This window comes from Aquitalea sp., from assembly GCF_030150775.1.
GTDB classification, from domain to species: domain Bacteria; phylum Pseudomonadota; class Gammaproteobacteria; order Burkholderiales; family Chromobacteriaceae; genus Aquitalea; species Aquitalea denitrificans.
Genome location: NZ_JASLFG010000003.1, coordinates 91,796 through 105,847 on the forward strand (window position 1 = coordinate 91,796; position 14,052 = coordinate 105,847).

The window sequence follows — 14,052 nt, forward strand, 5'->3', positions numbered from 1 at the left end:
ATCATCACAATGGAGGCAGTATGCTTAGAATAGCCGTAGCACTGCTTGCAACCCTGTCTAGTCCAGTTTTCGCTGCCAATACCAGCAAGACGCAAATCTTCGCGACTGCCTTCCTGGATGTACAAGGTTTATTCCCGAATACGCTGCAATCCTGCGCCGCCATCGCCCCGGCCAGCGTAGCCCCCTTGCAAGCCGCTTATGCACAATGGCAAGCGAGACATGGTGCATATCAACAGGAATTGCAGCAGATCATCCGCAAAAATCTGCTTCTTGAAGTTGGTCCGGAAAAAACAGAACAGGCCATTGCTGCTTTCAAAAATGCAGCCAGCAAACAAATCGCACCGATTCATTTCCCACAAAACTACCATTTCAAGGATGACTATTTCTGCACCCGTTCCTTACTCAGAGAATTTGCCGAAGGCAGCGATGATAGTGGCGGGCTCCCTTTGAAATTTGCCGACTATGTCAGGGAATGGAAACAGCAATCGACACCGGCAAAATGATCAATACAAGATCTGAATAAGCCAGTGCGATATCTGCCTGGGCGGCATCATCCAGTAAGCAAGCCCGTTGTCACACACAAAGCCTGCCACGCGCAGGCTTTTTCACGCCCGGCTGGCGCGCAGAAACACCGAAAACAGCTCGGATTGCGAATTGATGCCCAACTTGCTGTACAGGTGTTTCTTGTGTACACGCACGGTTTCCACCGATATCTGCAGACGCTGGGCAATCGCCTTGCTGGAATGACCGCCCAGCATCAACTGCGCCACCTCGTTCTCGCGCAGGGTGAGGCCCTGCCCCTCCAGCCCGACCGGGGCTGCCTGCGGGGCGGCCACAGTAGGCTTGCTGGCCGCCAGTTGCTCGAAATGCAGGCGCTGGCGCATCAGGGCCAGTACCCAGGGCTGCAACAGGCTGAGCGTGGCCATCTGCTCCGGGCTGAAACGCTGCCCCGCCCCCAGCGACAGGCACAAGGTACTGCCATCCTCACCGGGCAGATTGAACTGCACCTCGTCCTCGACAATATTCAGGCGGAAGTAGCGCTGGTAGTAATCGGTAAACGGAAAACGGTCCGGTGCCACCTCGTCCAGCCGCAGCAGCCCGGCATGGCGGTACTCCAGGCTGGCGACATAAAACGGGTCCAGCCGGTACAGGCCTTGCAGGTAGTCCTGAAACAGCGTATCCACCCCGCCATCGGCCATGGCCTGCTCGGCCAGCACCGTGGGCGGGCGATCCGGGTAAAACAGCAGCACCACCCAGCTGTCAAAGGCCACATAATCGGCCAGCACCCCCAGCAGGGACGGCCAGAACACCGGTTTGTCCAGCTGATCAATCAAACGCCCCACCGTGCGATGCCAGGCGATATCCTGTATTTCCAAGGCCACGACTACCCCAATCTGGTTACCCACTTGATGTAATTTTCATACGCCTGACAGCAGCCGATACTGAGCCCTGCGCTGACAGCTTCTCACGCTAGCACGCTTCCAGACTCTCCAACAGCCTCCCTGCTGACAACGGGGCAGAGCCAGCGATGTAGTCTGACAACATTCAACCAAGGAGACAGCATGATTGTAGAACTGGCCCAACTGCCTGGCGTGGATGGCGACATCCCGGCCAACACCGCCAGCGCCCTGCAGGCCATCGCCCGTTGCGGGCCGGATACCCGCCTGCTGGTATTCCCGGAAACCTATCTCAGCGGTTTTCCCACTGCAGACAATATCGCCGCCCTGGCCCAGCCCATTGACGGCCCGGCCATCAGCACCATCCAGCAGGCAGCGCGCGACAAAAACATCAGTGTGGCCATCGGCTTTGCCGAGGCACATGAGGGCCGCTTTTACAATACCACCGCCCTGCTCACCCCACACGGCGTGGCCATGGCTTACCGCAAAACGCATCTGTGGGCATCCGACCACGGCATCTTCACCCCCGGTGATGCACTGCTGAGCTGTGAGTGGGAAGGCCTGCGCGTGGGCATCCTCATCTGCTACGACATCGAGTTTCCGGAAACCGCCCGCGCCCTGGCGCAGCAAGAGGTGGACCTGCTGATTGTCACCAACGGCAATATGGACCCGTACGGCCCGGTGCATCGCACTGCGATTACCGCCCGTGCCATGGAAAACCAGCTGTTTGCGGTGATGACCAATCGCTGCGGCAGCGGCGACGGCCTGCAATTTGCCGGCGAAAGCGCGGTGATCAACCCCTTTGGCCAAGTGGTGGCCAGCTGTGGACGCGACCCGCAGCAGCTACGTGTAGCCCTGGATCTGAACCAGTTGGCCGCCAGCCGCCGCGACTACCGTTATCTGCACGACCGGCGCATTGCCCTGGCTGGTGAGGTGAGCAACGGCGAAAACGGCCAGCGCAGCTTCCGCATCCGGCACTAGCCACGCCGCAGCAATCACTGGCAGTCAAAACAAAAGAGACAGGCTCATGACAACAAACACAAACATGAGCAACAAAGGAGAAACAATGGAAACGAAACAACTGGAGCGCTCGCTGACGCTGGGCTCCGTGGTGCTGTTTGGCCTTGCCTACATGACACCCATCATCGTGCTGGGGACCTTTGGCATCCTGGCGCAAATGACCGATGGCATGGTCCCCGCCTCCTACCTGGTGGCGCTGGTGGCCATGCTGTTTACCGCCTACAGCTATGGCCGCATGGCGGCGGCCTTCCCGGTGGCAGGTTCTGCCTACACCTACACCCGCAAATCCATCCACGCCAAACTGGGCTTTCTGGTGGGCTGGGCGGTACTGCTGGATTATCTGTTTTTGCCGATGGCCATCTGGCTGATCGGCGCGGCCTATCTGGCGTCAGCCTTCCCCGGCATTCCGATGGCGGTGTGGGTGATCGCCTTCATCGTGTTCACCACGCTGATCAACATCGTCGGGCTGAAGATGGCCAATACCGTCAACTACCTGATGATGCTGCTGCAATTCCTGGTGCTGCTGGCCTTTGTCGCGCTGTGCATCCACTATGTGGCGGGCGACGCCAGCAAACCCTTGTGGAATCTGGCGCCCTTCTTCCGTGGCGACATGAAACTGCCGATGATCATGGCCGGTGCCGCCGTGGCCTGTTATTCCTTTCTGGGTTTTGATGCGGTCAGCACACTTACTGAAGAAACCCGCGATGCTCGCCATACCATTCCGCGCGCCATCATGTGGATTACCATCATCGGCGGGCTGATTTTCGTGGTGGCGTCTTACTTCGTGCAGCTGGCCCACCCGTCCAGCCAGTTCAAGAGCGTGGATGATGCCGCGTTCGAAATTGCCAAGAATATCGGCGGCGACCTGTTTGCCAGCATTTTCCTGATCGGCCTGATCATCGGCCAGTTTGCCTCCGGCCTGTCGGCACAAGCCAGCGCCTCGCGCCTGCTGTACGCCATGGGCCGCGACGCAGTACTGCCGCAGTCCATCTTTGGCAAGCTGCATGCGCGCTTTCGCACGCCGGTGAACAATCTGGTGATCTGCGGCGTAGTGGCCCTGCTGGCGCTGAAGCTGGATGTCACCACCTCGACTTCCTTCATCAACTTTGGTGCTTTCCTGGCGTTCAGCTTCGTCAATCTGTCGGTGATTGCGCACTACTACGTGCGTCAGCGCCGCCGCGCGCCGCGTGACTTCTTCCTGTTCCTGCTGTTTCCGCTGATTGGCATGCTGGCCGACCTGTGGCTGCTGATCAGCCTGGATAGCCGCGCCATCATGCTGGGACTGATCTGGCTGGCAGTGGGGATTGCCTATCTGGCCAAGCTCACCGGCTTCTTCCGCCGCGAGCCGCCGGAACTGGACTTTGTCGAAGCCGAAGGCTGATTCCCGCTGCTACAGACGCAAAAAAGCCCTGATGTCTCAGGGCTTTTTCTTTGGCATCAGACCTGCGCGGCTTAAACCGACAGATAGGACGACTGCTTCAGACCACGGCAGAACTCGGCAAAGAACACATTGCGCTCGTCGCTGGACAGGTCGGCCGCACGGGCCTTTTCTTCGTAGCGGTTGAGGATTTCCTCCGGCGACAGGTGCACATAGCGCAGCATGTCTTCGATGGTGTCATGCTCCTCGACACCGGCAAATTCCAGCTGGCCGTTGTCGCGCACATAAACGTTGACCGAGTCGGTATCGCCGAACAGATTGTGCATGTCACCCAGGATTTCCTGGTAGGCACCCACCATGAACACGGCAATCAGGTATTCCTTGCCGGGTTCGACATCATGGACCGACATGCTCGATTCAATGCTTTGCTGGTCGACATATTGCTTCACCTTGCCGTCCGAATCGCAGGTCAAATCCTGCAGCACGGCGCGACGGGTGGGCTGCTCGTCCAGCCGGTGTACCGGCATGATGGGCAGGATCTGGTCGATGGCCCAGGTATCCGGCAGGCTCTGGAACACCGAGAAGTTGCAGAAATACTTGTCCGCCAGCTTGTCAGTCAGCTCGTCATACACCTGGCGCTGCGAACGCTGGCTGGCTTGCAACTGGCGATGCAGGCGACGGCACAGGGTGGCGTGCACGTCCTCGGCCATGGCCTTTTCCTTCAGCGAAATGCGGCCGGCGGAATACAGGTCGGACACATCGGACGCATAGTGGCTGGCACGGTAATAGATTTCCGTCACCATTTCCTCGTCGGTCAGCTCCATCAGCTCGAACAGCTTGCGCACCGGCTTGGCCAGTACCGACAGGTCGGCCACTTCCGGCACGCTTTCCGGCAGGCGTTCGACATCGGTCACGTTCATGATCAGCACCGCGTGGTGCGCAGTCATGGCACGGCCGGATTCGGACAGGATGCGCGGGTGCGGAATGCCGTTTTCGTCGCAGAACTCAGCCAGCATCGACACGATGACCTGGGCGTATTCGTCCATGTCGTAGTTGATGGAGCTGGCATTGCGCGAATGGGTACCATCGTAATCCACACCCAGACCACCGCCGACATCGACGTGGTCAATCGGCAGGCCCAGCGCACGTAGTTCGGCAAAGTAACGCACGGCTTCGCGGAAGCCGGCACGGTAGTCGCCGATATTGGCAATCTGCGAACCCATGTGGAAGTGCATCAGCCGCACGCAGTCGGACATGCCGGCTGCAGCCAGCTTGTCGGCAGCAGAAATCAGCTGGGCGGCGGACAGGCCGAACTTGCCCTTGTCGCCACCGGTATCCGCCCACTTGCTGCTGGCCAGCGAGGACAGGCGCACGCGCATGCCCAGCATCGGGCGCACGCCCAGCTTCTGGCTTTCTTCAATGGCCAGATCGACTTCGGATTCTTTTTCGATGACGATGAACACCTGATGGCCCAGCTTCTGGCCGATCAGCGCCAGGCGCACGAATTCGCGGTCCTTGTAGCCATTGCAGATGATGGTGCCGCCCTTGGGCGCCAGCGCCAGCACGGCCATCAGTTCCGGCTTGGAGCCGGCTTCCAGGCCAATGGACACGTCGCGGGTGGCGATGATGCTTTTCACCACCGCTTCTTGCTGGTTCACCTTGATCGGGTAAATGGCGGTATAGCGATTGCCGTAGTTTTGCGTGGCAATGGCATTGTCAAACGCGCGGCACAGGCGCGTCACGCGGTCTTGCAGGATGTCCGGAAAGCGCACCAAGAGCGGCAGATCCAGCCCCTTGGCCCCCAGTTGTCGGCTCAATTCCAGCAGATCGATGCGTGTAGCCTGACGTACATTGGGCTGCACCTGGATGCATCCGTTGTCGCCCACGTCGAAATAGCCCGCCCCCCAATGCCGGATGCCATACAGGCTCCGGCTATCAGCCACAGTCCAAGCCATGAGATTTTCCCTCAATGATTCGATGGATAACCCCGCTCCTTAGTGCGCGGCTTTCGGGCTACAAAGCTTTTATGTGGGCCTGGGATGTCGGAGCGAAACAATTGATTGTCGGTGTTTTGCATTGCAAAACGAGCGCGGATTTTAACAACATCACGCAGCTTGACAAGTAAAAATTTGATGACGTGGCTACCAGAGCGCTTTTCGGAACCATCCCTCCTACCCGGATGTCCTGCTCCATGAAAAAAAAACGGCAAATATGCTGTCTGATCATGATTTTGACGGCATATCTTCCACTGCCCAACCGCAATGAAAAAAATCAGCCAGCAGCCGGTTTTTCTTTGCGCTAGCTGCGGCCAGGCAGCGTGTTACAGGGCATCCATCATTCGATAATAGGCCATGCCCAGCACCAGCGCGGGCGTGCGCAGCAATTTTCCTCCCGGAAAATCGCGATGCTGCAGACGACCAAACAGGTCCAGCCGCCCGGCCGTTCCGGCAATGGCCTCGGCCACCACCTTGCCGGCAATGCCGGTGATGTTGACACCATGTCCGGAGAAACCCTGCATGTAATACACATTGCTTTGCAGCCGCCCCAGGTCAGGGGCACGGTTGACGGTAATGTCGCAAAAACCACCCCAGGCATAGTCCACATTCACATCCGCCAGCTGCGGAAACACCCGCAGCATGTCCTGGCGCATGGCTGCCGCCAAATCACGCGGCTCCCGCCCGGAATAGCTGACCTTGCCACCAAACAGCAGACGGTGGTCAGCCGACAGCCGGTAATAATCCAGCACGAAATTGGTGTCGCACACCGCCATATTGTTGGCAATCAGACTGGCGGCGCGCTCTGCACCCAGCGGTTCGGTGGCAATCACATAGGTACCGGCCGGCATGATCTTGCGCTCCAGCTGCGGCACCAGTTGGCCGATATAGGCATTGCAGGCCAGCACTACATGCTGGCAGCGCACCAGCCCCTGCTCGGCATGCACCACAGGCTGCGCCCCCTGCTCCAGCCGCAATACCGGCGTCTGTTCATAAATCCTCACCCCGGCGGCCAATGCCGCACGCGCCAGGCCCAGCGTGTAATTGAGTGGATGCAAATGGCCGGAGCGCGGATCGAACAAGCCACCCAGATAGCGTGTGCTGCCCAGTTGCTGGCGCAAGCTTGCGCCATCCCACAGCTCCATGCCCGCATAGCCGTACACCAGCTCGGCCTCCTGCTGCCAGACTTCCAGCTCCTGCATGTGGCGCGGCTTGACCGCAGCGTTGCAGAAGCCGCGCGTCCAGTCGCAATCAATGCCATGGCGGCGCACCCGCTCATCGATGATGTCCACCGCCTCCACCGACATGTCCCACATCACCCGCGACAGTTCGCTGCCAAGTTGCGTGCGCATGGTGTCGATACCACAGGCATAGCCGGCTATCACCTGACCACCGTTACGGCCAGAGGCACCAAAACCGACACTCGTTCCCTCAAGCAGAACAACCGAAAAGCCACGCTCGGCCAGATTCAGCGCAGCAGACAAACCGGCCAGGCCACCACCTACCACGCAGACATCGGCCGATTGCGCCCCCTGCAGCGGCGGACAAGGCGTCCAGCGACTGGCCGTTGCCTGGTAGTAGGATGAGACAGCAGGCTGATGGGCGAAGCGCAGCATGAGAACCTCGTTTTCAAGGACATGAAACAACAGGAAGTCTGGCCAGCCGGTCACATTCCGCAGCAAACAGTCCGTGACGGGCGCAAAAAAAGCGGACACTCTGACGACGTATCCGCTTTTACCAACCGGGAAGCCCTTACTGGGTCAACACCACCGGAGCATCCGAACGCCAGCTCATGAATACCGGATCACCCCAGGTGGGCGCGGTTTCATCTGCGTCGTACCAACGTGAGGACGGCACCACCGACTTGACGATCTTGCCGCTGGCCAGCTTGACGTGAAAGATGGAATAGCTGCCCATGTAGGCAATGTTTTCCACCACACCGGAGGTCATGTTGGGGCCGGCAGCCACGGTCTTGCGATCCAGACGCACATCTTCCGGACGGACACTGGCCCAGACATGCATACCCTTGGGACCGGTAATGCCGTGGTCGATACGGACCACACCACCCAGCTCCTGCGAGGTGATTTCCACCCGGTCGGATTCATCCACCGTCACGGCACCCTCAAACATATTGGTTTCACCGATGAATTCGGCGGTGAAACGACAGTTGGGGTAGTCGTAGATCTCGGTCGGGGTGCCAACTTGCAGCAGCTTGCCTTCGGACATGATGCCGATGCGATCGGCCATGGTCATGGCTTCTTCCTGGTCATGGGTCACCATGATGCAGGTTACACCAACCTTTTCGATGGTATTCACCAGTTCCAGCTGGGTTTGCTGACGCAGCTTTTTGTCCAGTGCACCCAGCGGTTCGTCCAGCAGCAGCAGCTTCGGGCGCTTGGCCAGGCTGCGCGCCAGGGCCACACGTTGCTGCTGACCACCGGAAAGCTGGTGCGGCTTGCGGTTGGCGTATTTGCGCATCTGCACCAGGTCCAGCATCTCGTCAACGCGGGCGCTGATTTCAGCCTTGGGCAGCTTGTCCTGCTTCAGGCCAAAGGCAACGTTCTCGGCCACGGTCATGTGGGGGAACAGTGCATAGCTCTGGAACATCATGTTGACCGGGCGCTCGTAAGGCTCCAGGCCGATGACATCCTCGCCATCCAGAATGATTTTGCCCGAAGTCGGGGAATCCATGCCTGCCAGCATGCGCAGCAAAGTGGATTTGCCGCAGCCGGAACTGCCCAGCAAGGCAAAGATTTCGTGCTGTCTAATGTCCAGATCAACATGATCAACGGCAACGTTGTCACCAAATTTCTTTACTACCCCACTGATTCTCAGATAGGGCTTGTCATTGGCTTGCACGCTCTGAACCTGCTTGGCAGCCTGTGCACCAGCAACTGATTGAACCGGCTTATTGGCCGCTACAGCATCCGTCATGATTTTGCTCCCTCCTACTATTCCAGCCTTGGCGGCTGATTTCGCGTGTCTGCGACCTGATTATCGGGTCAGCTTCCAGGATGGGCAGACTGGCTGCCCCTTCCACTCGCACCTGATCCGCTTTCAAAACAATACCAGTCCCTACCGCGAATGGGCAGTGTCCGGCATAGAAAAAAGCGGGAAAAAAACGATCAAACCGGAAACGATAACACTGCGAGGAGGCTTGCTGAAACAGGTGTAGCCTGTCTTGCCGTCGTGGATGGCAATGTGTGCTGCGGTGTATTTCATGCTGGCTCCTCCCCTACTCTCCCAAACTACGTTCAGTCCCGGGGCCAGATCACAGACGGATGATTTCATGTCGGCGATCTAACTTCCCATTGCTGCCCAGAGCAGTCTTTACTGCTGCTCTTTTCTGGAGTGAAGCCTAGCTTACGTTTAATAAATTTGACAAGCCTCAAATCAAAACTTGATCAAAAGTGACATGACAATGTGGCTTCCCAGCCTCACAGAGCGTGTTTTTTGGAAAATTAAAACAGAAGGCAGAAAATATTTGATACAAAACCGGCAAAACCAAACCGCTTGTTTAATTCATCCAACATCCACAGATCCAGCCTGCTCCGCCGCTGGCGATTGCTGGCGACGCTCGACAAACAAGGCCGTACCAGCCTGCTTCTTGGCCTGCTTCTTGGCCTCGGCCGTAGCCGAACCCACTTCATAGTGACTGGGGTACTGTCCCGGCCCCACCCTGACCACGCCCACGGAAAGGCTGGTCAGCGGGAAACGGACTTGCTCGCCGCTGCGTCCGGTCATTTCAAAGCCGCCAGCGGCCAGGTGTGCCGGATCAAAAAAACCACGCACGCTACGATCGAACTCCAGCAACATGGCTTCCAGCTTTTGCTGCCAGTCAGCGGACTGCAGCAACAGGGCAAAGTCATCGCCACCCACATGACCGACAAAATCACGATCCGGATCGGCACACTCCAGCAGCAGACGCCCTACCAGCTGGATCATCTCGTCGCCAGCGGCATAGCCATACAAATCGTTGAAAGGTTTGAAATTATCCAGATCAGCGTAGGCCACAACAAAAGGCAGCCGAGCCTCCAGCAGACGATCAATGGCTTCGGACAAGGGAACATTGCCCGGCAAGCCGGTCAGGGGATTGGCATAACGCGCAGCCGAAATCTGCAGCTCGGTCATTTTGCGCATCAATGCAAAGCCGGTTCCCATCCCCGCATAGCGCCCGTTTTCAGTAATGATGAAGCCATCCACCAGATAACGCTGTTCGGATGCCACCACCAGCGCCGACAGTTCGTGCACATTGATGTCGGCACTGACAATCAGCGGCTGCTTGTCCATCATCACGGTGCAGGGCTTTTTGCCGTACAGTTCGCGATTGAAGGGTTTGGCAAAACTCTCCAGCAGGTGATGACGCCGTAGCAAGCCGATCGGCACACCCTGCTCCACCACCGGAATGGCAAAGCGCGCCGGATCACTGGCAAACAGGCGGTAAGCCGCCTCATTGGGGATGTTCGCTTCCAGATAAGGTACTTCCTGCAGCAGGTCGCGTGCCGTTGCCGACATTTGCCAGGGCAAGCGCGACCGCCCTCCTGACCAAGCCACGCCATTGACATGAATCTGTAAATCCAGCGCCGGCACCGGGCTGGGCCGCGCCAGCAGATAGCCTTGGCCGTAGCGCACACCCAAGCGCTGCAAGGTACGCAATTCAGCTACGGTTTCGATACCCTCGGCCACCAGCAAGGCACCGGACTGCCGGGCGATATCCACCATCGAACGGACAAACTGCTCTTTCAGTGGATCCAGGTGCAACTGCTGGACAAAGTGCTTGTCCAGCTTGACGAAATCCGGCCGTAGTTCCGACCACAGCCGGAGATTGGAAAAACCCTCACCCAGATCATCCAGCGCAATGCGAAAGCCATTGTCGCGGTAGTGCTCGGTTGCGCGGCGCAAGGTGGAATAGCAGGCACTTGGCGTGGTTTCGGTCACCTCGATGATGATGCGTTCCGCCGGCAGGCCGATTTTGGAGAGAAACGCCAGCGTCTCGCCCTGGCGATGCTCCGGTGCCAGCAAGGTAGCCGGACAGATATTCAGGAACAACAAACCGGACAAACCCAGTTCAACAAAGCGTTCCATGGTGACCTGGCGGCAGGTACGATCCAGCTGCACAGTCAGATTGCAGCGTTCGGCCTGATCAAACAGATTGACCGGCGCATGCAGCGGGCTGTTGGACGGGCCGCGAATCAGGCCTTCATAGCCGAAAACACAACCACTCTCGAGGTCGACAATAGGCTGGAACACCGGCTGCAGGCGCCGTTCGTTAATAATCAGCTCCAGTTCCTGACAGCGCGAGCCCAACTGCTCCAGCCCGACCATTTCCCTCTCAGACATACGGTTCATATCCGGTGATCACATCATCCCGCCATTGCACATGCCAGCACTTTAAACCGGATTGATGACAGTCTGTTTACCCGCCCCCGCTATCTTTCAGCAAAACCACAGCCTGGCTGGCCCTGCGACAGCAATGCAGCCTAGAATAAGAACAATACGGTGCCGCCATCCGGGAGCCTTTTCATGCCTCACATCACACTAAACGGTCATGCGCTGTTCTATGAAATCAGCGGACATGGCCAGCACACCCTGATGCTGTTCAACGGCATCACCATGTCGACTCCGGCCTGGTCGCTGCTCACGCCGATGCTGGAAAGACAATACCGGGTGCTACGGCTGGACTTTCTCGGCCAGGGACAGAGCGACAAGCCGGTTGCCGAAAAATATGCGCTGACCGAACAGGCCGATCTGGCCGCTGCCCTGCTGGATGCCTTGCAGCTGGAAAAGGTGTTTCTGGTAGGTCTGTCCTACGGCGGCATGGTGGCGCAGCACTTTGCCCACCGGCATGGTCAGCGGCTGCACAAGCTGCTGCTGGCATCCACGCTGGCATGGTCGGACGAGGTAAACAACCGCATCAGCCAAAGCTGGATCGAGTGCAATCAGGCCGGAGGGCTGGACTTGCGCTATAGCGCCAGCGTGCCCTGGCTGTTTTCCAGCCGCTTTCTGGCAGCCAATGCCGCCATGCTGGATGACATGAAAGACATGGCCGGCATGGTGGACTGGGATGCCGTCATTCGCCTGATCAACGGCGTAAGGGAACATGACGCCCGCAACTGGCTGCAACAGATCAAACTGCCTTGCCATATCCTGCTGGGCAACGAAGACCGCCTGACCCCGCTCTACCAGGCACAGCTATTACAGGAAAGAATCAGCGGGTCCACGCTGGAGCTGATTCCCCACGCCGCCCACGTATTGCATATTGAAGCGGCAGAAGCCTTTACCCGCAGCATATTCCGCTTCTGCCAGCCATAAACCTGCATCCACAACAACAACAAGGAGAAACGTATGGAAGACGCCGTATTGCTGAAAGTCAGCCCGCAAGGCATCGCCACCATCAATCTGAACCGGGGCGAGTTGCACAATGCGCTGGATGACAAAATGGTGGATCTGCTGACTGCCACCTTGCAGACACTGGCCGAGGATGCCAGCGTACGTGTGGTGGTTCTGACTGGGGCCGGCATCAGCTTTTCCGCCGGGCATGACAGCGCCTGGCTGCGCAAGCTGACGGAATTTGATGAAACCCGGCAACGTCGCGACGCCCAAAAGCTGTCCACCCTGCTGGAAACGCTGGACCAGTTGCCCAAACCCACCATCGCCCGGGTACAAGGCTCTGCCTTTGGCATCGGGGCGGCACTGGTGGCCTGCTGCGATGTATCCATCAGCGTTTCCGAAGCCCTGTTTTGCTTTTCCGATGTCAAACTGGGCATCATCCCGGCCCTGGCTGCCCCCTATATCGTGCGCGCCATCGGTCCGCGTGCAGCGCGTCGCTACTTTGTCACCGCCGAGCGTATCAATGCAGGCAAGGCCCGCAGACTGGGCCTGATTCACCAAACCGTAGAAAACGACGAGCTGGACGACGCAGTCGAACATATGTGCCGCCAGCTGCTGCTGAACGGCCCGCAAGCCATGGTAGCGGCTAAGCAGTTGATCCGTGACATCGAGCATCGCGATATCACGCCGGAAGTCATCGACCTCACCATCGACCGCATGGTGGCCCTGCGTCGCAGCGAAGAGGGGCAAGAAGGCGTAAAAGCCTTCCTGGAAATGCGCAAGCCAGGCTGGATAGACTGAAGTTTGCCCAGAAACGGCATGCCCGTTCATCAGCGCGGCATGCCGGCTGCACACCGGACGGAAATGGTTACAATCAGCCATTCACATTGCGCATGGACTGCCGATGACCATCTCACCCTCCCGCTTTCTGCAACAGGTGCTGCAAGCCACGGCACCGGTATCGCATCCGCATGACTGGCATCTGGCCAGCGGCGTGCTGGCACGCTGGCACGCCGATAACGCGGTAGAACTACTGCCCGCCCTTGCCAATCAGGAAGGCAGCCACATCCTGCTGTCCTGCGGCATACACGGTAACGAGACGGCACCAATCGAGGTTGTGGACAGCATACTGGCCGATATCGGCAGCGGCCACCTGCTTCTGCAGCACCGCCTGCTGGTGCTGTTTGGCAACCCCGCAGCCATACGCCAGGGCGAGCGCTATCTGGATTACGATCTCAACCGCCTGTTTGCTGGCGCACACCGACAGCACGCCGATGCACGCGAGGCAGAACGTGCAGCCCAGCTGGAACAACTGGCCGAGCTGTTTTTCTCCCGAGCACCGGCAGCCTCCACCCGTCTGCACTACGATCTGCACACCGCCATTCGTGGCTCGGTGTATGAAAAATTTGCCATCTACCCTTTCCTGCAGCACAGGGCGCACGATCCGGCCCAACTGGCATGGCTCAGGCATTGCGGTATCGAAGCGGTGCTGCTGCACAGCAAACCGGCCAATACCTTCAGCTACTACACCAGCCACTACCATCAGGCGCATGCCTTCACGCTGGAGCTGGGCAAGGCCCGCCCGTTTGGCCAGAACGATCTGTCACGCTTTACTGGCATTGATCAGGCACTGCGTCAGTTGCTGAGTGATACCACACCGCAGCTGGCCGCCTATCAACCGGGTGACTATCCGCTGTTCCGTGCCAAGTACGACCTGATCAAGCACAGCGAGGCCTTCCGCCTGCACCTGGATGCCAATGTGGAGAATTTCACCACCCTGCCCAACGGTTTTGTAATCGCCGAAGACGGTACCCAGCGCTATGTGGCCGAGGGTGGCAAAGAGCGCATCCTGTTCCCCAATCCCGGCGTCAAGCCCGGCCTGCGTGCTGGCATCGTGGTGGAGCCGGCAACGCTGTAAGGCCTGTTGTCTGAG

12 protein-coding genes are annotated in these 14,052 nt (G+C 58.5%); 6 read left to right on the top strand and 6 right to left on the bottom strand.

Translation table 11 applies throughout. From position 1 onward, the window contains the following. Nucleotides 1-20 precede the first annotated feature (20 nt). Complete coding sequence (locus tag QVF59_RS01180; RefSeq protein ID WP_287876870.1) at nt 21-503, top strand: hypothetical protein; 483 nt, start codon at nt 21-23, stop codon at nt 501-503. A gap of 102 nt (nt 504-605) precedes the next feature. Here the strand turns inward: QVF59_RS01180 and QVF59_RS01185 are convergent, their stop codons facing one another. Beyond that, nucleotides 606-1,382, bottom strand: coding sequence for a helix-turn-helix transcriptional regulator (locus QVF59_RS01185; protein WP_159875662.1), 777 nt, complete (start codon nt 1,380-1,382; stop codon nt 606-608). A 180-nt stretch (nt 1,383-1,562) separates the two neighbouring features. Between QVF59_RS01185 and QVF59_RS01190 the strand changes: the two genes are divergently transcribed. Both QVF59_RS01190 and QVF59_RS01195 read left to right on the top strand, forming a co-directional pair. Continuing rightward, entirely contained in the window at nt 1,563-2,378 is an 816-nt protein-coding gene (locus QVF59_RS01190; protein WP_287876874.1) for a carbon-nitrogen hydrolase family protein, read from the top strand. An 85-nt stretch (nt 2,379-2,463) separates the two neighbouring features. Beyond that, on the top strand, nt 2,464-3,798 hold the full coding sequence (locus tag QVF59_RS01195; RefSeq protein WP_287876876.1) for an APC family permease: 1,335 nt from the start codon (nt 2,464-2,466) through the stop codon (nt 3,796-3,798). A gap of 71 nt (nt 3,799-3,869) precedes the next feature. Here QVF59_RS01195 and speA read toward each other — a convergent pair whose 3' ends face one another. The 5 genes from speA to QVF59_RS01220 all read right to left on the bottom strand — a co-directional run bounded on the left by speA (nt 3,870) and on the right by QVF59_RS01220 (nt 11,129). After that, nucleotides 3,870-5,750 carry an arginine decarboxylase gene (gene speA, locus QVF59_RS01200; protein WP_287876877.1) on the bottom strand — a complete coding sequence of 627 codons (1,881 nt, stop codon included), beginning with the start codon at nt 5,748-5,750 and terminating at the stop codon, nt 3,870-3,872. Between the two features lie 365 nt (nt 5,751-6,115). Next, a complete protein-coding gene (locus tag QVF59_RS01205; protein WP_287876879.1) occupies nt 6,116-7,405 on the bottom strand; it encodes an NAD(P)/FAD-dependent oxidoreductase in 1,290 nt (429 codons plus the stop codon). Nucleotides 7,406-7,541: 136 nt separating this feature from the next. Continuing rightward, entirely contained in the window at nt 7,542-8,723 is a 1,182-nt protein-coding gene (locus QVF59_RS01210; RefSeq protein ID WP_159875657.1) for an ABC transporter ATP-binding protein, read from the bottom strand. 141 nt (nt 8,724-8,864) lie between these two features. Then, nucleotides 8,865-9,011 carry a hypothetical protein gene (locus QVF59_RS01215; RefSeq protein WP_159875656.1) on the bottom strand — a complete coding sequence of 49 codons (147 nt, stop codon included), beginning with the start codon at nt 9,009-9,011 and terminating at the stop codon, nt 8,865-8,867. A gap of 300 nt (nt 9,012-9,311) precedes the next feature. Beyond that, nucleotides 9,312-11,129, bottom strand: a complete 1,818-nt coding sequence (locus tag QVF59_RS01220) for a GGDEF domain-containing protein (RefSeq protein WP_287876882.1) — start codon at nt 11,127-11,129, stop codon at nt 9,312-9,314. A gap of 183 nt (nt 11,130-11,312) precedes the next feature. Between QVF59_RS01220 and QVF59_RS01225 the strand changes: the two genes are divergently transcribed. From QVF59_RS01225 to astE, 3 genes are all read left to right on the top strand, one after another. Beyond that, nucleotides 11,313-12,101 carry an alpha/beta fold hydrolase gene (locus tag QVF59_RS01225; RefSeq protein WP_159875654.1) on the top strand — a complete coding sequence of 263 codons (789 nt, stop codon included), beginning with the start codon at nt 11,313-11,315 and terminating at the stop codon, nt 12,099-12,101. A gap of 33 nt (nt 12,102-12,134) precedes the next feature. After that, nucleotides 12,135-12,920, top strand: a complete 786-nt coding sequence (locus QVF59_RS01230; protein ID WP_159875653.1) for an enoyl-CoA hydratase-related protein — start codon at nt 12,135-12,137, stop codon at nt 12,918-12,920. Nucleotides 12,921-13,023: 103 nt separating this feature from the next. Continuing rightward, nucleotides 13,024-14,037, top strand: a complete 1,014-nt coding sequence (astE, locus tag QVF59_RS01235; RefSeq protein ID WP_287876886.1) for a succinylglutamate desuccinylase — start codon at nt 13,024-13,026, stop codon at nt 14,035-14,037. The last annotated feature ends 15 nt before the right edge of the window (nt 14,038-14,052 follow it).